Below are 20,219 nucleotides of genomic sequence, written 5' to 3'. Positions count from 1 at the left end.
CCGGCGGGCGATCCCCGATGTGCCGGGTGCCGGGCCGGACCTAGTGTGCTGGCCATGGCTTCGCTCCGCACCGCGGTGGCCGCGACCGCTGCCGCCACGCTCATCGTTCTCTCCGGGTGTGACACCCTCTCGTTCCGCCGGCTCGACTACGACAACACCGAGCGGACCAGGATCACGAAGATCACCGTGGACGACGACGGCGCCGGCGACGTCGTGGTGCGGGCCAACGGCCCCGCCGACCAGGTACGCGTCAAGCGCGTGGTCCGCTACCAGGGCGACGAGCCGACCAGCCGGTACGAGATCAAGGGCGACGAACTCGTCCTGCCCACGGACTGCGGGCACCGGTGCAGCATCTCCTGGGAGGTGACCGCACCGCCCGGCGTGGTGATCCGCGGCGGCACCGGCTCGGGCAACGTCGACCTCACCGACGTGGGCACCGTCGAGTTCACGCTCAGCTCCGGCGACCTGACCATCAGGGGCGCCACCGGCGAGGTCCGCGCGTCCACCACGTCGGGCAACATCCGGGTCGTCGAGGCGGCCGCTCCGGTACGGCTGCGGGCCCGCTCCGGCGACATCGAGGCCCGCCGGCTCGCCTCCGCCGTCGACGTGGAGACCACCTCCGGCAACATCGTCGTCGAGCTGGACCAGCCGGCTCCGGCCCGGGCGCACGCCACGAGCGGCGACGTCGACCTCGCCGTACCGGCCGGCCGCTACCGGGTGCGCGCCACCGCGACGTCCGGCGACACCGACGTACGCGTCACCGACGACCCGACCGCGTCGGTGACGCTCGAAGCGTCCGCCACCAGCGGCAACGTCACTGTCAGCACGCGCTGAGCGGGCCGCGCCCGGTAATCGCTCAGTCGCCGCCGGGCGCGTCCCGCCGGGACGCCGGAACGCCCTCTCCCCGGCCGGGGTCCTCGGCCGGGCGGCGCGGGCCCGGCACCCGGGCGCCGACGCTCACCAGCGCGTCCTCCGCCCCGGCGGGGGCCGGGCTGGCCGGCGCGGCCGCCGCCCGGTCGGCCACGGTCCGCCGCGGCTTGCCGGGGACCAGTTCGGGGGTACGCCGGGCGGCCACGTCCTCGACCCAGCCGACCATGAGCGTCACCACGCCGACGAGCGCGAAGACCAGCCCCACCCGCAGCCACAGGCCCACCGGGTCGCGCGGCGACCAGCCGACCAGGCCGACGAGCGGGGTGAGGAGCACCACGAACGGCATGTGCCAGAGGTAGATGGTCAGCGCGCGCCGGTTCACCACGGTCACCGCCCGGCCGAGCGCCGGCACGCGGTCGACCCAGGTCACGCCGGCCGGCGCCCGGCCGATCGCCACCAGGATGAACGCGGCCGACCAGAGCGCGTTGCCCAGCGGGATGTCGTTGATGTCGAATCCGCGCGGCCCCGGGTGGGTGACGATCCACGCCAGCCCGGCGGCGCCGACCACGGCGGCCACCGGCAGCAGCACCCGGTTGCGCATCCGGCGCAGCATCCCGTCGTGGTGGGCGAAGCCGAGCAGCCAGGCGCCGAAGTAGAGGCCGAACTCCCGCAGCACCGTCGGCGGGCTCGCCAGGACGCCCACCTCGATCGCGACGAGCAGCAGGTACGGGGCGGCGAGCGTGGGCAGCGGCGCCCGGCGGAACAGCCACAGCACGAGCGGTGAGGCGAGGACGAACCACAGGTAGTCCCGCAGGTACCAGATCGGGCTGAGCGCCAGCCCGCCCCAGTAGTTGGCCGGCGGATCACTGATCGGGAACAGCCAGAGCAGCACCTTCGGGCTGAACGTCAGCCCGGTGAGCAGCATGGCCGGCACGAAGACCGCGGCGACCACCCACAGCGACGGCAGGAGGCGGCGCAGCCGGCGCCCGACCGCGCGTACCCCGCTGCGGTCCAGTGACGCCGCCATCAGCGACCCGGCCAGGGCGAACATCACCGACATCGCCGGGAACACCAGCGTGAGCGTGGCGTAGCCGGTGACGTGGTAGGTGACGACGCGCAGGATGGCCAGGAAGCGGAGCAGGTCCAGGTAGCGGTTTCGCATCAGCTCGCGGCGGGGTCCGGGGGCAGAGACAATGGTCCCTACCCTGCTCCCGGACACTGTGAAACAGCCGAGAACGCCTATGGAAAGTGAGATGTCCCATAGGTCTGGCTGATCCTGATCATCCGCTGCCGGGCCTGCCCCGGCCGCCGGTCAGAAGCCGAGCTTGCGCAACTGCTTCGGGTCGCGCTGCCAGTCCTTCGCCACGCGGACGTGCAGGTCGAGATAGACCCGGGTGCCCAGCAGCTCCTCGATCTGCCGCCGGGCGGTGGTGCCCACGTGCTTGAGGCGGCTGCCCCGGTGGCCGATGACGATGGCCTTCTGGCTCGAGCGCTCCACGTACACGTCGGCGTAGATCTTGGTGAGGTTGCCCTCCGGGATCATCTCCTCGACCACCACCGCGATGGAGTGCGGCAGCTCGTCGCGTACGCCCTCCAGCGCCGCCTCGCGGACCAGCTCCGCCACGAGCACCTGCTCCGGGTCGTCGGTGAGCATGTCGTCCGGGTAGAGCTGCGGCGACTCGGGCAGGTAGCCGGTCATCACGTCGACGAGCGTGTCGACCTGATGACCGGAGACCGCGCTGACCGGCACCACGTCGGCGAACTCGCCCAGCTCGCTCACCGCGAGCAACTGCTCGGCCAGCCGCTTCTTGTCGACCAGGTCGGTCTTGGTGACCACCGCCAGCACCGTGGCCTTGAGGCTGGCCAGCTCACCGGTGATGAACCGGTCGCCCCGGCCGACCGGCTCGTTCGCCGGCACACACAGGCCGATCACGTCGACCTCGCTCCAGGTCTCCCGGACCAGGTCGTTGAGGCGCTCGCCGAGCAGCGTCCGGGGCCGGTGCAGACCCGGGGTGTCGACAAGCACGAGTTGCGAGTCCGGCCGGTGCAGCACCGCCCGGATGATGTGCCGGGTGGTCTGCGGCTTGTTCGAGGTGATCGCGATCTTCGTGCCGACGATCGCGTTGGTGAGCGTCGACTTGCCGGCGTTCGGCCGACCGACGAAACAGGCGAAACCGGCGCGGTAGGGACGCGCCTCGGGCGTTGTCACTCGACCACCGTGCCGAGGACGGTGCCGTCCGGCGCGGCCACGTGCACCGGCGCGTCGGCGGACAGGTCACGCACCGCGGCGTGCCCGGCCCCGTCCAGCGTCGACGCCTCGGTCACCACCACCGCCGCCTCCAGCCGGCTCGCGCCCGCCGCCACCGCCGAGGCCACCGCGAGCTGAAGGGCGGTCAGGGTCAGCGACGGCAGCGCCACGCTCGCCGCCGCGTACGTCCGGCCGTCCTGGTCGCGGACCGCGGCGCCCTCCACGGCCGCCACCCGGCTCCGCGCTCCCCGGGCCAGGATCACGAGCTTGGCGTCCTCCGCGCTCAGCTCGGCCGGATCGGCGGGGGTGGGCAGGGCGGCCGGTACGGCGGGTGACTCAGGCATCGGCGGGTTGCCTCTCCTCGGAACGGTTGTTGTCGCCACGCGAATCGGGCGGCTCGCTGCGGTTGGTGCCCTCCGGCGCGTCACCCCGGTCGACCCGGCTCACCAGAACCGTGTCGATCCGGTTGCGCCGGCCGGTGGTGCCCTCGGCCACCAGCCGCAGGCCGGCCACCTCGGCCTCGGCGCCCGGGATGGGCACCCGGCCGAGCGCCTGGGCGAGCAGGCCACCGACCGTCTCCACCTCGTCGGTGGGCAGCTCGGTGTCGAACAGCTCGCCCAGATTCTCCACCGGCAGCCGCGCGGTCACCCGGACGGCCCCGTCGGGCAGGTGCTCGACCGGCGGGCGCTCGACATCGTACTCGTCGGTGATCTCCCCGACGATCTCCTCCAGGATGTCCTCGATGGTGACCAGCCCGCCGGTGCCGCCGTACTCGTCGACCACGATGACCAGGTGGTTGCGGGCCGCCTGCATCTCGGAGAGCAGGTCGTCCACCGGCTTGGACTCCGGCACGAACGTGGCCGGGCGCATCAGCTCGGCCACCGGCATCTGCCGGGCGGCCTGGTCGCCCTGCACCCGGCGGATCAGGTCCTTGAGGTAGAGCACACCGAGCACGTCGTCGACGTTCTCGCCGATCACCGGGATGCGGGAGAACCCGGAGCGCAGGAACAACGCCAGCGCCTGCGCGAGCGTCTTGCGTTCCTCGATCCACACCATCTCGGTACGCGGCACCATCACCTCGCGGGCGATGGTGTCGCCGAGCGCGAAGACCGAGTGGATCATCTGACGCTCGCCGTGCTCCACCACACCGCGCTGCTCGGCCAGGTCGACCAGTTCCCGCAGCTCCACCTGGGTCGCGAAGGGTCCCTCGCGGAAGCCCTTGCCGGGAGTGACCGCGTTGCCGATCAGGATCAGCAGCGACGCCAGCGGGTTGAGCGCGCGGCCCAGCCAGCGCACCAGCGGCGCGACCGCGCGGCCGACCGCGTACGCGTGCTGACGGCCGATCGTCCGCGGGCCGACACCGACCACCACGAAGCTCACCACAGTCATCGCGCCCGCGGTCACCAGCGCCGCCCGCCAGCCCGCGCCGAACGTGTCGACGGCCACCAGCGCGACGAGCGTGGTGGCGGTCAGCTCGGCCAGCAGGCGCAGCAGGAGCAGCAGGTTCAGATGGCGGACCACGTCACCGGCGACCGCCTGGAGCGCACGCCCGCCGCGGGCACCGTCGCGGGTCAGCTCCGCGGCACGGGCCGGCGAGACCGCTGCGAGCGCCGCCTCGGTCATCGCGATCAGGCCGGCGAGCACCACCAGCCCGGCAGCGAAGACCAGGAGTTGAAGATCAGGCAGACCGGCGGGGGTGCGGACCGCCGCCAAGGTGTCCATCACCGCGACCGGGTCGACCGCCAGCTGGCCAGCAGCCGGGCCTGGAGACCGAACATCTCCCGCTCCTCCTCGGGCTCGGCGTGGTCGTAGCCCAGCAGGTGCAGCACGCCGTGCACGGTGAGCAGGTGCAGCTCGTCGGCGGCCGAGTGCCCGGCCACGGCGGCCTGCTTGGCCGCCACCTCCGGGCAGAGCACGATGTCGCCGAGCAGGGCGGGCTCACCGCCGGCCGGGTTGCTCTCCCCCGGGCCGTGGTCGACGCTGCCCTCGTCCATGGGGAAGGCGAGCACGTCGGTCGGGCCGTCGCCACCCATCCAGCGGTGGTTCAGCTCCGACATGTATTCGATGTCGACGAGCAGCACGGACAGCTCGGCGAGGGGGTTGACCCCCATCTCGTCGAGGGCGTGCCGCGCGACGGCGAGCACGGCGTCGGTGTCGACGTCGACACCCGACTCGTTGGCGATCTCGATGGACAACTGTCTTCCTCTGATGATGTGACGGCTTCCGCCGGTGGGTCAGCGGCGCCGGCCGGCCCGGCCGCCCTGGGCGGTGCGCCCCGGTACGGCGTGCACGCTCTGCGCCTGCTGGTTCTCCCGCTCGGCGTCCCAGCGGGCGTACGCGTCGACGATGTCGCCCACCAGCTTGTGGCGCACCACGTCGGAGCTGGAGAGCTGGGCGAAGTGCACGTCCTCGACGTTGTTCAGGATCTCCCGGACCACCCGCAGGCCGCTGGTCGTCCCGCCGGGAAGGTCCACCTGGGTGACGTCACCGGTGACGACGATCTTGGAGCCGAAGCCGAGCCGGGTGAGGAACATCTTCATCTGCTCGGGCGTGGTGTTCTGCGCCTCGTCCAGGATGATGAACGCGTCATTAAGCGTTCTTCCGCGCATGTATGCCAGCGGCGCGACCTCGATCGTGCCGGCGGCCATCAGCTTCGGGATGGTCTCCGGGTCGAGCATGTCGTGCAGCGCGTCGTAGAGCGGGCGCAGGTAGGGGTCGATCTTCTCGTTCAGGGTGCCGGGCAGGAAGCCCAGCCGCTCCCCCGCCTCGACCGCCGGCCGGGTCAGGATGATCCGGTTGACCTGCTTGGCCTGGAGCGCCTGCACGGCCTTCGCCATCGCCAGGTACGTCTTGCCGGTACCCGCCGGGCCGATGCCGAAGACGATGGTGTGGGCGTCGATCGCGTCGACGTACTTCTTCTGCCCCAGCGTCTTGGGACGGATGGTGCGACCGCGCCGGGAGAGGATGTTGAGCGTCAGGACCTCGGCGGGCCGCTCGGCGCCGCCCTGCTCGAGCATGCCGACGGTACGCCGTACCGCGTCTGTGGTCAGGGTCTCGCCTTTCTCGATCAGTTCGAGCAGCTCACTGAAGAGACGCTCGGCGAGGGCGTTGTCGGCGGGGGCGCCGGTGATGGTGATCTCGTTGCCGCGGACGTGGACGTCGCTGTCGATCGAGCGCTCGACGAGCCGCAGGATCTCGTCGCCCGCGCCGAGCAGGTTCACCATGATCTTCTGGTCGGGGACCGTGATCCTGGTCTGCACACGCGGCGTGCCGGGAGGTGGGGTGCCGGTCATAGGTCGGGCCCGTCGGGCCCTGCGCCACCTGCTCTCCGCTTCTCGGGCGCCGGGCCCTGCTGGCGCGGCGTTCGGTTACCTCCATCGTATCGGGTCGGCACCGTACGCACCGCGCCCATTTCCGGTGCCCGGCGGTCAGGCGCCGGCGCGGAAGTCGTACCCGTCGAAGGTCTCCTGGGTGCGGGTGAAACGGTAGGTCGCCCAGTGCATCCGGACCACCACGCCGCGTTCGTCGCGGGTCAGTCGCAGCAGCTCCCCCACCTCCCGGCCGGAGACCGTGCGGAACACGTCCGGCCGGTCCGGCAGCGGCGCGAACACCGCGGGCGGCTTCCCGGCCGGGTCGTCCGCGCCACGCGCCCGCAGCGTCCCGTCGTGCCAGGAGAAGACGTACTCGAAGCCCTCGCCCCACCAGCGGCCCAGCACGCCGCGCAGGTGGTCCGGGGCGGGCGGGCCGGGACGCCACGGCTCGATCTCCGCCGGGTCGTGCTCGGCGGCGGCGGCCAGCAGCCGGTGCGACAGGTCGAACACCTCGACGCCGGTACCGGACGAGCCGAGCACCGCGGCGCCCATCGCCCCGGCGGTGCCCTGCCCGCCGCGCCGCCCGTACACGGCGGCGAGGAATCCGGGCATCGCGCCGTCGTGGCCTACGTGTGTCACCCGCTCCGGCTGCGGGATCAGGATCAGCCCCAGCCCGAAGCCGGCCGACCAGACCGACTCGTCGGTGGGGGTGAGCGGCCAGCGCATCTCCTCGACAGTCGTCGCGGCGAGCACCGCGCCGTCCGGGTCCACCGCCGCCGGGTCGGCCAGGAACGCGGCCCAGCGGGCCATGTCCGACGCGGTGCTCCAGAGCTGCGCGGCGGGGGCCACCGCGCCGAAGTCGGCGGGTGGTTCCGGGTGGGCCTCGTCGGAGTACGCGTCGACCAGGAACCCGGTCGCGGCCCGCTCGGTCGGGTACGGGCCGGTGGCGGTCAGCCCGAGGGGGGTGAGCACCCGGTCGGCCAGCACCTCGGCCCAGGTGCCGCCGCGCAGCCGGGCGACCGCCTCGCCGAGCAGCGCCAGGCCGAGGTTGGAGTAGTGGAAGCGCCGGCCGGTGGGTAGTACCCGCTCGACCCGGGCCAGGTCGGCCAGCATCTCGTCGACGGCCGGGGCGCGCAGGCTGTCCCACACGTCGCCGTGCGGCTCGCGCTGCAGGCCGGCGGTGTGCGACAGCAGCCGGCGTACCGTCGCGTCGCCGTGCGCGGGCAGGTCGAGGTGCCGCCCGATCGGGTCGTCCAGGTCGAGCAGGCCGTCGTCGCGGCACTGCATGACGAGCGCCGCGGTGAAGGTCTTGGTGACCGAGCCGATCCGGAACACCGTCTCCGGCCCCAGCGGGGTGTCGTTGCCGGTGTCGCCCACGGTGCAGGTCCAGAGCGGCCGGTCGGCCCGGTGCAGGGCGGCCGACACCGCCGGGATCCGCCCGGTGGCCTGCGCCTGGCGCACCATCCGGCCGAGCCGGTCGGACACGTCGGTCATCGGCAGAGCATCGGGCCGAGCGGCGCGCCACCGAGCAGGTGGGCGTGCACGTGGAAGACCTCCTGGCCGCCGTACGGGCCGGTGTTGAACATCAGCCGGAACCCGTCCACGGTCAGGCCCTCCTCCTCGGCGACCACGGCGGCGGTCTGGAGCACCTCGCCGGCCAGTTCGGGCGCGCCCTGGGCCAGCGTGGCCACGTCCGCGTAGTGCTCCTTGGGGATCACCAGCACGTGCGTGGGCGCCTTCGGGTCGATGTCCCGGAAGGCCAGGGTGGTGGCGGTCTCGCGGACGATGGTGGCCGGAATCTCCCCGGCGACGATCCGGCAGAAGAGGCAGTCCATCGCAGCAGTGTAAGGACGTCGCCGCGAGCGTGGCGGGGGCACCGCCGGGCGGACCGGCAGGATGCGGCAGGATGGCCGCCATGTCGGGACGGGCGGTGCTGGTGACGGGGGCCTCGCGGGGCATCGGGCGGGCGGTGGCGCGGGCGTTCGCCGCCGGTGGAGACCGGGTGGCGATCCACCACCGGGACTCGGCCGAGCTGGCGGAGCGGCTGCGCGCCGAACTGCCCGGCGACGGGCACGTGGTGGTCCGCGCCGACCTGGCCGACCCCGACGCGGTACGCGCCATGGTGGACGAGGCGGCCCAGCGACTCGGCGGCCTCGACGTACTCGTGAACAACGCCGGGGTGTTCGGGCCGGCCGATCCACCGCACCCGGTCTTCGAGAGCAGCTACGAGCAGTGGCGGGCGCGGTGGCGGGAGGTGCTCGACACCAACCTGGTCGGCGCCGCGAACGCCGCCTGGTGCGCCGCGCAGCACATGCGTGACCGCGGGGGCCGGATCGTCAACGTCTCGTCCCGGGGCGCGTTCCGGGGCGAGCCGGCCAACCCGGCGTACGGGGCCAGCAAGGCCGGGATGAACGCGATGGCCCAGTCGCTGGCGGTGGCCCTGGCGCCGTACGGCATCGCTGTGGCCTGCGTGGCGCCCGGCTTCGTCGAGACCGACATGACGAACGAGCACCTGAAGAGCGAGCGGGGCGAGGCGGTGCGCGCCCAGTCCCCGTTCCACCGGGTGGCCCGGCCGGAGGAGATCGCCGCGGCGGTGCACTGGCTGGCCAGCCCCGAGGCCGAGTGGGCGGCAGGCACCATCATCGACCTGAACGGCGCCTCCTACCTCCGCTCCTGACCCCCACCCCTGACCCCGGCGATCTTGCACTTCCGGCCCGGGCAAAACGCCGCAAAAGGGGCGCCGCGCGGGCCGAAACTGCAAGATCAGCGCGCACCAAAGAGGGGGCGCGCGGGTTTACCAGTGGGTCAGGCGGGTGGCCAGGACTGTCAGGCCTGCCACGCCTGCCGTCGAGGTGCGCAGGACTGACGGGCCCAGGCGGACCGTGCGGGCGCCCGCCTCGGCGAACGCGGCCAGCTCGTGGTCGGCGATGCCGCCCTCCGGGCCGACCACCAGCACGATCTCCCCGGCGGCCGGAAGGTCGACTGTGGTCAGCCGGTCCTGCGCGCCCTCGTGCAGCACGAACGCCCCGGCCGCACCGGCGATCCGGCGGGCCACCGAGGCGGTGGACTCGTCCGGCGCGCCGGCCACCACCGGCAGCCACGGGCGGCGGGCCTGCTTGGCCGCCTCGCGGGCGGTCGCGACCCACTTCTGCCGGGCCCGTTCGCCCCGCTCGCCCCGCCACTGCGCCACCGAGCGGGACGCCGCCCAGGGCACGATCTCGTCCACCCCGACCTCGGTCATCGCCTGCACGGCGAGTTCGCCCCGGTCGCCCTTGGCGATGCCCTGCACCACGACGAGCCGGGGCACCGGCGCGTCCGCGTACCCCCGGCTCGTGACCCGCAGGTCGAGCGTGCCGCGGCCGACGGCGGTGACCACCGCGGCGGCGGTGCCGCCCCGGCCGTCGGCGAGCACCAGTTCCTCGCCGACGCGCAGCCGCTGCACGGTGGCCGCGTGGTGGCCCTCCGGGCCGTCCAGCGTCAGCGTGTCACCGGTGGGCAGCGCCTCGACCAGGAACAGCGGCGCGGACACCTCAGGCGTGCCCGTTGAAGGCGTCGCGCATCCGGGAGAAGAAGCCGCCCTGCTTGGTCAGCTCGGCGACCTCCTCGCCGCGGGTCTTGGCGAAGTCGCGCAGCATCCGCTCCTGGTCGGCGTCGAGCTTGGTCGGGGTACGCACGTCCAGGTGCACGTAGAGGTCACCCCGGCCGGTGCCGCGCAGGTGCGGTACGCCCCGGGCGCGCAGCCGCAGCGTGCTGCCGGGCTGGGTGCCGGGCTTGACGTCGACCGTCTCCTCGCTGTCCAGCGTCTTGATGGTCAGCCGGGTGCCGAGCGCGGCGGCGGTCATCGGCACCGTGACCCGGCAGTGCAGGTCGTCGCCCTTGCGGGAGTAGACGTCGTGCGGCCGCTCGTGGATCTCGACGTAGAGGTCACCGGCGGTGCCGCCACCCGGGCCGACCTCGCCCTGCTGGGCCAGGCGGATCCGCATGCCGTCCTCGACCCCGGCGGGGATCTTGACGGTCAGCGAGCGGCGGGTGCGTACCCGGCCGTCACCCGCGCAGGTGGGGCAGGGGTGCGGGATGGTGGTGCCGTAGCCCTGGCAGACGGTGCACGGCCGGGCGGAGACCACCTGACCGAGGAAGGTCCGCTGCACCGACTGCACCTCGCCCCGGCCGCCGCACGCCTCGCAGGTGGCCAGGTGGGTGCCGGCGGCGGTGCCGGCGCCGGAGCAGGTGGTGCAGAGCACCGCGGTGTCGACGGTGATCGGCGCCTCGACGCCGAACGCGGTCTCGTTGAGGTCCAGCTCCAGGCGCAGGATCGCGTCCGCGCCGGGGCGGGTACGCGGACGCGGCCCCCGGCTGCCGCCCGCGGCGCCGCCGAAGAACGCGTCCATGATGTCCTGGAAGCCGACGAACGGACCGGCGCCGCCGGGCCCGCCCGGGCCGCCCATGCCACCGCCGCCCGGGGCGAGCGGGTCGCCGCCCAGGTCGACGATCTGCCGCTTCCGGTCGTCCGAGAGGACCTCGTACGCGGCGTTGATGTCCTTGAACTTCTCCTGGGCCTCCGGGTCCGGATTGACGTCCGGGTGGAACTGCCGCGCCAGCTTGCGGTAGGCGCGCTTGATCTCGTCGTCGGAGGCGTCCCGGCTCACGCCGAGAATGCCGTAGTAGTCCCTGGCCACTGCGTTAGGTGTCCTCATGTTCGTCTCGCGTCGCTCCGGTCGTCGGCCGGAACCGGCCGTCGGCCCTGACTGGTCAGTTCTGGGCCAGCAGTTCGCCCACGTAGCGTGCCACGGCCCTCACCATGGCGATATTGCCGGGGTAGTCCATCCGGGTCGGCCCGAGCACGCCGAGCCCGCCGACGATCGTGCTGCCCGGTCCGTAGCCGGTGCTGACCACCGAGGCGGCCCGCAGGTTGTCGAATTCGTTCTCGTCGCCGATGAGCACCCGGGTGGTGCTCGGCTCGGTCTCGCCGATCAGCTTGAGCAGTACGACTTCTTCTTCGAGCGCCTCCAGGATGGGCCGCAGCGAACCCTGGAAGTCGAGCAGGCCACCCCGGGTGAGGTTGGCCTGGCCGGCCAGCGCGAGGCGCTCCTCGTGCCGTTCCACGAGGGTTTCCAGCAGCACTGTGGAGAGCGTCGTCATGGCCGGGCGCAGATGCGGCGCGGACTCCTCGACGAGCGCCTGCACCAGCGGAGGCGTCTCGGCGAGCTGGCAGCCGACGAGTTTCTCGTTCACCAGCCGGCGCAGGTCGGTCACGTCGTCGGCGGGCACCGGGGCGGGCAGTTCGACCAGCCGCTGCTCGACCCGGCCGGTGTCGGCGATCATGACGACCATCAGCCGGGTGGTGGAGATCGGCACCAGCTCCAGGTGACGCACCTTGGACCGGGCCAGGCTCGGGTACTGCACCACCGCCACCTGACGGGTGAGCTGGGCGAGCAGCCGGACCGTGCGGTGCACCACGTCGTCCAGGTCGACGGCGCCGACCAGGAAGCGCTCGATCGCCCGGCGCTCGGCCGGGCTGAGCGGCTTGACCCGGGACAGCCGGTCGACGAAGAGGCGGTAGCCGCGGTCGGTGGGCACCCGGCCGGCGCTGGTGTGCGGCTGCCGGATGTAGCCCTCCTCCTCCAGCACCGCCATGTCGTTGCGCACGGTGGCGGGCGAGACGCCGAGCTGGTGCCGCTCGACCAGGGCCTTGCTGCCGACCGGTTCCTGCGTGGCGACGTAGTCCTCGACGATCGCGCGCAGCACGGCGAGTTTGCGGTCGTCGAGACCCATTCCCCACCTCCTGACGCACCTCGGCCGGGCCGGCACGCGGCATCCGCCGGGCGGCTGGCACTCGACTGTAGCGAGTGCCAGTCTACGTCGGCACCCCCGCCGACGCGATGATCGCCTGACGGACCTGCGGTGCGGCCCACCACACAGCGCCGCCCACCAGGGCCGAACAGCCGGTCATCGTCGGTCTGTGTCGCTCTGGTGCGGGTTGACCGGTGCCCCTACCGTGGCGACCATGACAGAACCTCCTCGCCCTCCAGGGGCAGGGGACTCCGGCCCCCAGCCCGACCCGTCGGCGCCCTACGGCTCGTCGCCGGGCAGCGAACCGCCCACCGCTCCACTGTCCGGGGCGCCGGGCGCCGGCGGCTATCCCCCGCCCGGTGACTATCCGCCCCCGGGCGGCTACCCGCCCCCGGGCGGCGGCTACCCCCCGCCGGGTGGTTACCCCCCGCCGGGCGGCATGCCCGGCTCCCCCGCCGGTGGCGGGTACGGCCCGGCCTCCTACGCCAACAACGACGAGAAGACGTGGGCCCTGGTGGCGCACTTCGGCGGCGCCGCCGGTGTCATCGTCGGTGGCGGTCTGCTCGGCTGGGTCGCCCCGCTCATCGCGATGATGACCCGCGGTCAGCAGTCCCCGACGGTCCGCGCCCACGCGGTCGCGGCGCTGAACTTCCAGATCACCTGGACCATCGCCAGCGTCCTCGCCTGGGTCGTCACGGTCATCACCTGCGGGATCCTGTTCTTCGTCCCGATGCTGGTCTGGCTGGTGCCGCTGATCTTCGGGATCATCGGCGGGATCAAGGCCAACGAGGGTGTGCTCTACCGCTACCCGATGACCTACAACTTCATCAAGTGACACCGCCGGCCGGCCGAGGGGGCGGCCGGCCGGTGCCGGTCACGGCAGCAGGTCGCGTACCACCGCGTCGGCCAGCAGCCGTCCGCGCAGCGTCAGCACCACAAGCCCTCGCGCGTACGCCCCGGCGTCGAGCAGCCCGGCGTCCCTGGCCCGCTCGGCGCCCGCCCGGCCGGGCTCGTCCAGCACGTCCAGCGGCAGCCCGGAGGCGAGCCGCACCCGCAGCATCACGTCCTCCATGTGCTGCTCCTCGGGGCTGAGCCGCTCCCGGGCCAGCGCCGGCGAGGCACCCTCGGCCAGCCGCGCCGCGTACGCGCTGGGGTGCTTGACGTTCCACCACCGCACGCCGCCGACGTGGCTGTGCGCCCCCGGGCCCAGGCCCCACCAGTCGGCGCCGGTCCAGTAGAGCAGGTTGTGCCGGCACCGGGCCGCCGCCGAGCGGGCCCAGTTCGACACCTCGTACCAGGAGAACCCGGCCTCGCCGAGCGCGGCCTCCGCGGCCAGGTAGCGGTCCGCCGCCACGTCGTCGGAGGGGTACGGCAGCTCGCCACGCCGCATCCGCGCGGCCAGCCGGGTGCCGTCCTCCACGATCAGGGCGTACGCGCTGACGTGATCCACGCCCGTGTCGACCACCTGGGCCAGCGAGGCGGCGAAGTCGTCGGCCGTCTCGCCCGGGGTGCCGTAGATCAGGTCCAGGTTCACGTGCTCGAACCCGGCGTCGCGCGCCTCCAGCGCGGCGGCGGTGGCCCGGCCCGCGCTGTGCCGCCGGTCCAGCACCGCGAGCACGCCCGGCGCGGCGGACTGCATGCCGAGCGAGATCCGGGTGTAGCCGGCCGCCCGCAGCGTCTTGAGCGACTCCGGGCTCACCGACTCGGGGTTGGCCTCGGTGGTCACCTCGGCGTCGGCGGCCAGCCCCCAGACCCGGTCGATGCCGTCGAGGATCCGGGCCAGGTCGTCGGCGGGCAGCAGGGTGGGCGTGCCGCCGCCGACGAAGACGGTGTCGACCCGGGGCGGTGGCGAGTCGCCCAGCACCCGGGCGGCCAGCGCCAGTTCGGCAAGCACCGAGTCGGCGTAAGTCTCCCGGCTCGCCCCGCCGCCCAACTCCGAGGCGGTGTACGTGTTGAAGTCGCAGTAACCGCACCGGCTGGCGCAGAACGGCACGTGGACGTACACGCCGAAGCCGCGCGCGCCGACGGCGCGACGGGCGGTGGCGGGCAGCGATCCGTCGCGCGGGACGGGTTCGCCTTCTGGAAGGACGCCGGGCATGGCCACTAGTGTGCCCGGCATGACCTCTCCGGACGCTCTCGTGCGAGTCGCCACGGCCCGTGGGGTGACCACCCTCACCCTGGACAGCCCGCACAACCGCAACGCGCTCTCCACGCCCCTGATGACCCAGCTGCTGGCCGGGCTGGCCGACGCGGTCGCCGACGACGCGGTACGCGCGATCGTGCTCGACCACACCGGCCCGGTCTTCTGCTCCGGCGCCGACCTGAAGGAGACCGCCGCCGCGTACGCCAGCGGCACGGTGCCCGCCGGGATGCTCGGCGACGTGCTGGTGGCGGTGCGGGAGTGCCCGAAGCCGGTGGTGGCGAAGGTCGCCGGGCCGGCCCGGGCCGGTGGGCTGGGCCTGATCGCCGCCGCCGACCTGGCGGTCTGCGCGCAGGAGGCGACGTTCGCGTTCACCGAGGTGCGGATCGGCGTGATCCCGGCGGTGATCTCGGCGACCGTGCTGCCGCGCCTGGGCCAGCGGGCCGCCGCCGAGCTGTACCTGACCGGCGACACGTTCGACGGCCGCCGCGCCGCCGAGATCGGCCTGGTCACCGCCGCGGTGCCGGCCGACGAGCTGGACGCCGCCGTCGGGCGCTACTGCGAGTCGCTGGTGAAGGGCGCGCCGGGGGCGCTGGCCGGGGCGAAGGAGCTGCTGCGCCGGCCCGCCGGGACCGACCTGCGGGCCGAGATCGCCGAGTTGGCCGCGCTGTCGACCGGGTACTTCCTCTCCGACGAGGGACGCGAGGGCGTCATGGCGTTCCGGGAGAAGCGTCCCGCCGCCTGGGTGCCCGCCGGGGACTGAGGTGCGCGGCGGGCCCCGCTGGAGCCATTGCGGCCGAGGTGGGGCCCGCCGGTCGGCCGAGACGCGCCGGTGCGGGTGGGACGTACGCTTGTCGGACTGTCGGGACAGGGGGTGCGGGTGCGGACGCGAGCGGCGATCGTGGCATCTGGGGTGGCGGTGTGCGTGCTGGCACTGCTCGCGGTCTATGTCGTGACCAAGCAGTTCGGCGAGCACCTGCGGCTCCCCCTGTCCAGCCGGACCTGCACCGTGAAGGCGGACGGCGAGGTGGTGCTCGGCGCCGACCAGATGGCGAACGCGGCCACCATCGCGGCCATCGGGATGCAGCGCCGGATGCCCGAGCGGGCGGTGGTGGTGGCGCTGGCGACCGCGTACCAGGAGTCGCACCTGCGCAACATCGCCCACGGCGACCGCGACTCGCTCGGCCTGTTCCAGCAGCGCCCGAGCCAGGGCTGGGGCACCCCGGAGCAGGTCCAGGACCCGCGGTACGCGGCGAACAAGTTCTACGCCGCGCTGAAGAAGGTCAAGGGCTGGGAGCGGATGCGGGTCACCGACGCCGCCCAGCGGGTGCAGCGGTCGGCGTTCCCCGAGGCGTACGAGAAGTGGGCCGACGAGTCGGAGGTCCTCACCCGGGCGCTGCTCGGCCACGCGACAGGGGCGGTGGCCTGCACCGTCTCCTCGCCGCCGACGATGCGCGGCCCGGCCGCCGCCAGTGCCGTGCTGGAGAGCCTGTCGCTGGACTGGGGGCTGCCCCGGCTGCCCACGGCGACCGACCTGACCGCGCTCACCGTGCCGGCCGGCGACGACCGCAACGGCTGGCGGTACGCGCACTGGCTGGTCTCGCACGCCGACGACCACGGCGTGAAGAAGGTCCGTTTCGGCAACCTGGAGTGGACCGCCGAGCAGGGCTCCTGGGCCCGGGTGAAGGGCGACCCGGCCACCGAGGTGCGGGCCGAGGTGTTCGCCGCGGCCTGACGGCCGCCCGCCCTCAGCCCTTCACCGCTCCGGCGACCAGTCCGGAGACCATCCGGCGCTGCACCAGCAGGAAGAAGACGATCACCGGCAGGGTGAACAGCGTGGACGCGGCCATCACCGAGCCCCAGGCGGTGTCGTCCCGGCCGAAGAAGAACGTCATCGCCACCGGCAGCGTGTACTTCTGCTGGTCGTTGATGAAGGTCAACGCGAAGATCAGCTCGTTCCACGCGGTGATGAACGAGAAGATGCTGGTGGCGACCAGGCCGGGCGCGACGAGCGGGAACAGCACCTTGCGGAACGTCTGGGCCCGGCTGGCGCCGTCGATGGCGGCGGCCTCCTCCAGTTCCTTCGGCACCGCGGCGACGAAGCCGCGCAGCATCCAGACCGCGAACGGCAGCGAGAAGCCGAGGTACGTGAGGATCAGGCTGGGCAGCGTGTTGTAGAGGCCGAGCCGCTGGATCATCAGGAACAGCGGGATGACCAGCGCCTCCAGCGGGATCATCTGCACCACCAGCAGCATGATCAGGAACGTGGTGCGCAGCTTGAACCGGAACCGGGCCACGGCCGTCGCGGCGAGCAGCGCGACCAGCCCGCTCAGCAGCACCGTCGCCAGCGCGACGAGCGCGCTGTTGAGGAAGAAGTCGGCGAACGTGACGCCCGGGATCAGGTTGCCGGTGAGGATCTCCCGGTAGTGCTCCAGCGTCGGCTCCGCCGGCACCGGCCGGGGCGTGGACGAGAAGATCTCCCGGTTGGGCTTCAGCGAGGTCGCCACCATCCAGTAGACCGGGAACGCGGCGAAGAGAGCGACCAGCAGGCCCGCGCCGTTGAGGGCGATCTTCTTCATCATTCGTCCTCCTGCCGCAGCACCATGCGGACGTACAGGGCGGTCACCACGAGCAGGATCACGGTGAGGATGACCGCGATTGCGGAGCCGAGGCCGTACTTGGGCGGCGGCGAGAACGCCTCCGCGTACGAGTAGATCGACAGCATGAACGTGGACCGGTCCTGGGTGCCGCCGGCCAGCACGAACTGCTGGGTGAAGACCTTGAAGTCCCAGATCGTGGAGAGCACCACGAGGATGCCGAAGACCGGCCGCAGGACCGGGAACGTCACCGACCAGAAGACCTTCCACGGCCCGGCGCCGTCGACCCGGGCCGCCTCCTGCAACTCCGTCGGCACGCTCTTGAGCCCGGCCAGGACGCTCACCGCGATGAACGGGAACGAGTGCCAGACCACCACGAGCGTCAGGATGGCGAAGAACAGCAGCGGGTCGTTGAACCAGCCGTACCCGGTCCAGTCGCTGCGCCCGAACAGGGCGGTGGACAGCCCGTCCGGCAGCTTGTTGAACAGCCACGTGACCAGGCCGCTCGTATCGTCGAAGATCCACTTCCAGACGATCGTGCCGGTCAGCGCCGGGGTGGCCCAGGCGAGCATCACGCAGCTCGCCACGAACGTGGCCATCTTCTTGCCCAGGCGGTTGAGCAGCAGCCCGACCAGGGTGCCGAGGATCATCGTGAGCGCCACGTTGGCGAGCGCGAACAGCACCGTGTTGCGCAGCACCGTACGGAAGAACGGGTCGCCGAGGATCTGCGCGTAGTTGGCCAGGCCGACCCACGGCCACTCGCGGTCGCCGCGCAGCTGCCGGACGCTGTCCAGCTTGTGGAAGGACATCCACACGACCTGGCCGAGCGGCCAGAGCAGCAGCACGGCGATGATCGCCAGGCAGGGCAGGAGGAGCAGGTACGGAAGGTGGTCCACCCGGCGACGGCGCCGCCGCGCGGGGGTCTCCCGCGCGGCGGCCTCGCCGGGGCTCTTTGTCAGTAGGCTCACTTGCTGTTCAAAATGCCTTCCATCTCGGTGGCCGCGTCGGCGGTGGCCTTCTCGACCGTCTTCTGGCCCTTGATGACCGAGCTGTTCATCGCCTGGGTCACCGTCTTGGTGCGGCTGACCTCGACCCACTTCGGGGTGAGCGGGGTCAGCTTGGTGTTCTGGATGGCGGTGGCGAACGCGGCCATCACCTTGTCGTTGGCGTAGTCGCCGCTGCTGACCAGGTCCTGGTAGACCGGGAAGAAGCCGAGGCTGCTGGCGAACTCCTTGTCCTTCTGCTTGCTCAGCAGCACGGTCATGTAGTCCCAGGCCAGCGCCTGCCGCTCGCTGTCCTTCCAGATGGCGATGTCGGAGCCGCCGGCGAACGCCGGGGCGGGCTTGCCGTCCGGGCCGGGGATCGGGAACGTGCCCCACACCTTCTCGATGTCGGGGTTGTCCTTCTTCATCGCGCCGCCCTGCCAGCTACCGGCGAACGCCATGGCGGCCTTGCCGGTGGCGAACTGGGTACGGGCGTCGACCTCGTTCCACCCGGCGGCGGCCGGCGGGGCGACCTTGTGCACTGTGACCAGGTCGGTCCAGAACTTGACCGCCTTCTGCGCCTCGGGGGTGTTGTAGCCGGACTTCCAGCTGTCGCCCTCCTTGGTCGCGATCTCCCCGCCGGCACCCCAGAGGAAGGAGTAGAACGGCAGCTCGGAGTTGCCGGGCAGGGCGATGCCGTAGGTGCCCGGCTTCTTGGCCTGCACGGCCTTCGCGGCGGCGACCATCTCGTCCCAGTTCGTCGGCGTCTTCACGCCCGCCTCGGCGAACCAGTCGGTGCGGTAGTAGACGGCGCGCACGCCGGCGTACCACGGCACGCCGTACTGCTTGCCGTCGAGCTGGGCGTTCTTGACCAGGTCGGGCAGGATGTCCTTGCCCTCGGACCAGCCGTTGAACTTGTCCGAGACGTCGGCCAGGGCCTCCTGCGCGGCCCAGCCCTGGGTCTCGGTGTTGCCCAGCTCCGTGACGTCCGGGCCCTCCCCACCGGCGAGCGCGGCCTGGAACTTCTTCGGCGCCTCGAGCCAGGGGATGTACTGCACCACGACGTCGGTCTCGGGGTGCTTCTTCTTGAACTCCGCCTCGACGCTGTCGAGGAACTTGGTCTGGGCGTCGCCGCCCTCACCCATCATCCACACAGTGAGCTTGCTGTTGTCGGCGGCCTTGTCGTCGTCGCCGGAGCCACCGCACGCGGTCAGCACCAACGCAGCCGACGCCACGATGGCGGTGACCGGAGCCAGCCGCTTCCACCTGTTCACGCCATATCTCCCTCAGGGCCGTTTGGCACTAACCTTCTCCGCCGCACCTTAGTAGGAAAATTTCCTTTACAACAGGGGGTGTTCGTGACGGAGGGCACAGGCGACCGTATCGCAGCCGGAGGCCCGGCCGACATCGATGCCGTCCGGGCAGTTCAGGACCCGCATACGCCGACGGGCGCCCGGCCGGTGAGGCCGGGCGCCCGTCGAGGCGCGTGGTGCGGGGTCAGTAGCGCGAGACGCCGCGGCGACGGCCGACACCGGCCACCAGGGCCACGCCGATCGCGGCGAAGAGCACCTGCAGCATCAGCTCGCGCCAGTCGATACCGGCGGTCTCGGCGAAGCCGGAGGCCCGGGCCACGATCGTGCCCAGAAGCGCGGCGCCGACGCCGATCAGCATGTGCAGCCACATCGGCATGTTCTGCCGGCCCGGCACGACCAGCCGGCCCAGCGCGCCGACGATCAGACCAACGACCAGCGCCGTGATGATGCCCCAAACGGTGAGCTCCATGGTCGCCCTCCTCCTTAAGATCCGGTCACACGTTTTTGTGTGGTTACTGTCGTGATCGCTAAGTTCCCGACCGCCCGGAAATCCAAACCGACTCCGATGACGAATTGTTCAGACGTACCCTGACCTGCTGCTTCTCCCCGAAACCCGGCGCGGCGGGCGGACCCGGCGCACCGACAGGGTTCAATGCGCCGAATACGCCGACGGGCGCCCGGCCGTGAGGCCGGGCGCCCGTCGAGGCGCGTGATGCGTCGATCAGTAACGCGAGACGCTGCGGCGGCGGCCGACGCCGGCCACCAGGGCCACGGCGATGGCGGCGAGCACGACCTGCACGGCCAGCTCGGCCCAGTCGATGCCGGCGGTCTGCGTGGCGATGCCGAGCGCGCGGGCCAGGACGGTGCCCAGCAGCGCGGCGCCGACACCGATCACCATGTGCAGCCACATCGGCATGTTCTGCCGGCCCGGCACGACCAGCCGGCCCAGCGCGCCGACGATCAGACC

General features: G+C 72.4%; 22 protein-coding genes. 5 read left to right on the top strand and 17 right to left on the bottom strand.

The features are described from left to right. The first annotated feature begins 54 nt into the window (after positions 1 to 54). Positions 55 to 834, top strand: a complete 780-nt coding sequence (locus OC439_RS22475) for a DUF4097 family beta strand repeat-containing protein (RefSeq protein ID WP_262015155.1) — start codon at positions 55 to 57, stop codon at positions 832 to 834. A 22-nt stretch (positions 835 to 856) separates the two neighbouring features. On the opposite strand, the gene OC439_RS22470 is transcribed toward OC439_RS22475, so the two are convergent. The 8 genes from OC439_RS22470 to OC439_RS22435 form a co-directional block, all read right to left on the bottom strand. Further along, positions 857 to 2,032, bottom strand: a complete 1,176-nt coding sequence (locus OC439_RS22470) for an acyltransferase family protein (RefSeq protein WP_262015154.1) — start codon at positions 2,030 to 2,032, stop codon at positions 857 to 859. A gap of 150 nt (positions 2,033 to 2,182) precedes the next feature. Continuing rightward, positions 2,183 to 3,079 (bottom strand): GTPase Era, encoded by an 897-nt coding sequence (gene era, locus OC439_RS22465; protein ID WP_262015153.1) that lies wholly within the window; start codon positions 3,077 to 3,079, stop codon positions 2,183 to 2,185. Next, positions 3,076 to 3,462 (bottom strand): cytidine deaminase, encoded by a 387-nt coding sequence (locus tag OC439_RS22460; protein ID WP_135241577.1) that lies wholly within the window; start codon positions 3,460 to 3,462, stop codon positions 3,076 to 3,078. The genes era and OC439_RS22460 overlap by 4 nt, the downstream gene beginning before the upstream one ends. Further along, positions 3,455 to 4,864, bottom strand: coding sequence for a hemolysin family protein (locus OC439_RS22455; RefSeq protein WP_262015211.1), 1,410 nt, complete (start codon positions 4,862 to 4,864; stop codon positions 3,455 to 3,457). The genes OC439_RS22460 and OC439_RS22455 overlap by 8 nt, the downstream gene beginning before the upstream one ends. Next, positions 4,840 to 5,313, bottom strand: a complete 474-nt coding sequence (gene ybeY / locus OC439_RS22450; RefSeq protein ID WP_013287968.1) for an rRNA maturation RNase YbeY — start codon at positions 5,311 to 5,313, stop codon at positions 4,840 to 4,842. The genes OC439_RS22455 and ybeY overlap by 25 nt, the downstream gene beginning before the upstream one ends. 39 nt (positions 5,314 to 5,352) lie before the next feature. After that, positions 5,353 to 6,411: a PhoH family protein gene (locus OC439_RS22445; RefSeq protein WP_262015152.1), complete on the bottom strand. Its 1,059-nt coding sequence runs from the start codon at positions 6,409 to 6,411 to the stop codon at positions 5,353 to 5,355. A 135-nt stretch (positions 6,412 to 6,546) separates the two neighbouring features. Continuing rightward, the gene (locus OC439_RS22440) at positions 6,547 to 7,923 is read right to left on the bottom strand and encodes a serine hydrolase domain-containing protein (protein ID WP_262015151.1); all 1,377 of its coding nucleotides are present in this window, start codon (positions 7,921 to 7,923) and stop codon (positions 6,547 to 6,549) included. Further along, positions 7,920 to 8,264, bottom strand: coding sequence for a histidine triad nucleotide-binding protein (locus tag OC439_RS22435; protein ID WP_013475524.1), 345 nt, complete (start codon positions 8,262 to 8,264; stop codon positions 7,920 to 7,922). The genes OC439_RS22440 and OC439_RS22435 overlap by 4 nt, the downstream gene beginning before the upstream one ends. 80 nt (positions 8,265 to 8,344) lie before the next feature. On the opposite strand from OC439_RS22435, the gene OC439_RS22430 reads away from it, so the two are divergent. Next, positions 8,345 to 9,106, top strand: coding sequence for an SDR family NAD(P)-dependent oxidoreductase (locus tag OC439_RS22430; protein ID WP_262015150.1), 762 nt, complete (start codon positions 8,345 to 8,347; stop codon positions 9,104 to 9,106). Positions 9,107 to 9,223: 117 nt separating this feature from the next. On the opposite strand, the gene OC439_RS22425 is transcribed toward OC439_RS22430, so the two are convergent. From OC439_RS22425 to hrcA, 3 genes are all read right to left on the bottom strand, one after another. After that, on the bottom strand, positions 9,224 to 9,958 hold the full coding sequence (locus OC439_RS22425) for a 16S rRNA (uracil(1498)-N(3))-methyltransferase (protein WP_262015149.1): 735 nt from the start codon (positions 9,956 to 9,958) through the stop codon (positions 9,224 to 9,226). A 1-nt stretch (position 9,959) separates the two neighbouring features. After that, positions 9,960 to 11,105 carry a molecular chaperone DnaJ gene (dnaJ, locus tag OC439_RS22420; RefSeq protein WP_175438744.1) on the bottom strand — a complete coding sequence of 382 codons (1,146 nt, stop codon included), beginning with the start codon at positions 11,103 to 11,105 and terminating at the stop codon, positions 9,960 to 9,962. A gap of 73 nt (positions 11,106 to 11,178) precedes the next feature. Further along, complete coding sequence (gene hrcA / locus OC439_RS22415; RefSeq protein ID WP_262015148.1) at positions 11,179 to 12,201, bottom strand: heat-inducible transcriptional repressor HrcA; 1,023 nt, start codon at positions 12,199 to 12,201, stop codon at positions 11,179 to 11,181. Positions 12,202 to 12,433: 232 nt separating this feature from the next. On the opposite strand from hrcA, the gene OC439_RS22410 reads away from it, so the two are divergent. After that, entirely contained in the window at positions 12,434 to 13,054 is a 621-nt protein-coding gene (locus tag OC439_RS22410) for a DUF4870 domain-containing protein (protein ID WP_262015147.1), read from the top strand. Between the two features lie 39 nt (positions 13,055 to 13,093). Here OC439_RS22410 and hemW read toward each other — a convergent pair whose 3' ends face one another. Next, positions 13,094 to 14,317, bottom strand: a complete 1,224-nt coding sequence (gene hemW, locus OC439_RS22405) for a radical SAM family heme chaperone HemW (RefSeq protein ID WP_262015146.1) — start codon at positions 14,315 to 14,317, stop codon at positions 13,094 to 13,096. Between the two features lie 19 nt (positions 14,318 to 14,336). On the opposite strand from hemW, the gene OC439_RS22400 reads away from it, so the two are divergent. After that, on the top strand, positions 14,337 to 15,122 hold the full coding sequence (locus OC439_RS22400) for an enoyl-CoA hydratase-related protein (protein ID WP_262015145.1): 786 nt from the start codon (positions 14,337 to 14,339) through the stop codon (positions 15,120 to 15,122). 111 nt (positions 15,123 to 15,233) lie between these two features. Beyond that, complete coding sequence (locus tag OC439_RS22395) at positions 15,234 to 16,094, top strand: hypothetical protein (protein ID WP_262015144.1); 861 nt, start codon at positions 15,234 to 15,236, stop codon at positions 16,092 to 16,094. Positions 16,095 to 16,107: 13 nt separating this feature from the next. On the opposite strand, the gene OC439_RS22390 is transcribed toward OC439_RS22395, so the two are convergent. The 5 genes from OC439_RS22390 to OC439_RS22370 all read right to left on the bottom strand — a co-directional run. Beyond that, positions 16,108 to 16,941 (bottom strand): carbohydrate ABC transporter permease, encoded by an 834-nt coding sequence (locus OC439_RS22390; RefSeq protein WP_013287980.1) that lies wholly within the window; start codon positions 16,939 to 16,941, stop codon positions 16,108 to 16,110. Next, positions 16,938 to 17,924: a carbohydrate ABC transporter permease gene (locus OC439_RS22385; RefSeq protein WP_262015143.1), complete on the bottom strand. Its 987-nt coding sequence runs from the start codon at positions 17,922 to 17,924 to the stop codon at positions 16,938 to 16,940. Before OC439_RS22385 ends, OC439_RS22390 begins: the two co-directional genes overlap by 4 nt. Next, the gene (locus OC439_RS22380) at positions 17,921 to 19,213 is read right to left on the bottom strand and encodes a sugar ABC transporter substrate-binding protein (protein ID WP_262015142.1); all 1,293 of its coding nucleotides are present in this window, start codon (positions 19,211 to 19,213) and stop codon (positions 17,921 to 17,923) included. Before OC439_RS22380 ends, OC439_RS22385 begins: the two co-directional genes overlap by 4 nt. A gap of 223 nt (positions 19,214 to 19,436) precedes the next feature. Beyond that, positions 19,437 to 19,721: a GlsB/YeaQ/YmgE family stress response membrane protein gene (locus OC439_RS22375; RefSeq protein WP_030503112.1), complete on the bottom strand. Its 285-nt coding sequence runs from the start codon at positions 19,719 to 19,721 to the stop codon at positions 19,437 to 19,439. A gap of 252 nt (positions 19,722 to 19,973) precedes the next feature. Beyond that, positions 19,974 to 20,219: GlsB/YeaQ/YmgE family stress response membrane protein (locus tag OC439_RS22370; RefSeq protein ID WP_262015141.1), on the bottom strand; the 246-nt coding region annotated here is incomplete at its 5' end.

It is taken from the genome of Micromonospora sp. Mcm103 (genome assembly GCF_024519755.1).
Classification (GTDB): domain Bacteria; phylum Actinomycetota; class Actinomycetes; order Mycobacteriales; family Micromonosporaceae; genus Micromonospora; species Micromonospora aurantiaca.
Note: the sequence above shows the minus strand (reverse complement) of the source record. Positions and strands in the feature narration are given on the sequence as shown.

Bases quoted from the DNA above. Each gene is read 5' to 3' on its own strand.
- OC439_RS22475 (WP_262015155.1), top strand. From the start codon at position 55: ATGGCTTCGCTCCGCACCGCGGTGGCCGCGACCGCTGCCGCCACGCTC.
- OC439_RS22470 (WP_262015154.1), bottom strand. From the start codon at position 2,032: ATGCGAAACCGCTACCTGGACCTGCTCCGCTTCCTGGCCATCCTGCGC.
- OC439_RS22460 (WP_135241577.1), bottom strand. From the start codon at position 3,462: ATGCCTGAGTCACCCGCCGTACCGGCCGCCCTGCCCACCCCCGCCGAT.
- OC439_RS22445 (WP_262015152.1), bottom strand. From the start codon at position 6,411: ATGACCGGCACCCCACCTCCCGGCACGCCGCGTGTGCAGACCAGGATC.
- OC439_RS22440 (WP_262015151.1), bottom strand. From the start codon at position 7,923: ATGACCGACGTGTCCGACCGGCTCGGCCGGATGGTGCGCCAGGCGCAG.
- OC439_RS22435 (WP_013475524.1), bottom strand. From the start codon at position 8,264: ATGGACTGCCTCTTCTGCCGGATCGTCGCCGGGGAGATTCCGGCCACC.
- OC439_RS22430 (WP_262015150.1), top strand. From the start codon at position 8,345: ATGTCGGGACGGGCGGTGCTGGTGACGGGGGCCTCGCGGGGCATCGGG.
- hrcA (WP_262015148.1), bottom strand. From the start codon at position 12,201: ATGGGTCTCGACGACCGCAAACTCGCCGTGCTGCGCGCGATCGTCGAG.
- OC439_RS22410 (WP_262015147.1), top strand. From the start codon at position 12,434: ATGACAGAACCTCCTCGCCCTCCAGGGGCAGGGGACTCCGGCCCCCAG.
- hemW (WP_262015146.1), bottom strand. From the start codon at position 14,317: ATGCCCGGCGTCCTTCCAGAAGGCGAACCCGTCCCGCGCGACGGATCG.
- OC439_RS22400 (WP_262015145.1), top strand. From the start codon at position 14,337: ATGACCTCTCCGGACGCTCTCGTGCGAGTCGCCACGGCCCGTGGGGTG.
- OC439_RS22390 (WP_013287980.1), bottom strand. From the start codon at position 16,941: ATGATGAAGAAGATCGCCCTCAACGGCGCGGGCCTGCTGGTCGCTCTC.
- OC439_RS22375 (WP_030503112.1), bottom strand. From the start codon at position 19,721: ATGGAGCTCACCGTTTGGGGCATCATCACGGCGCTGGTCGTTGGTCTG.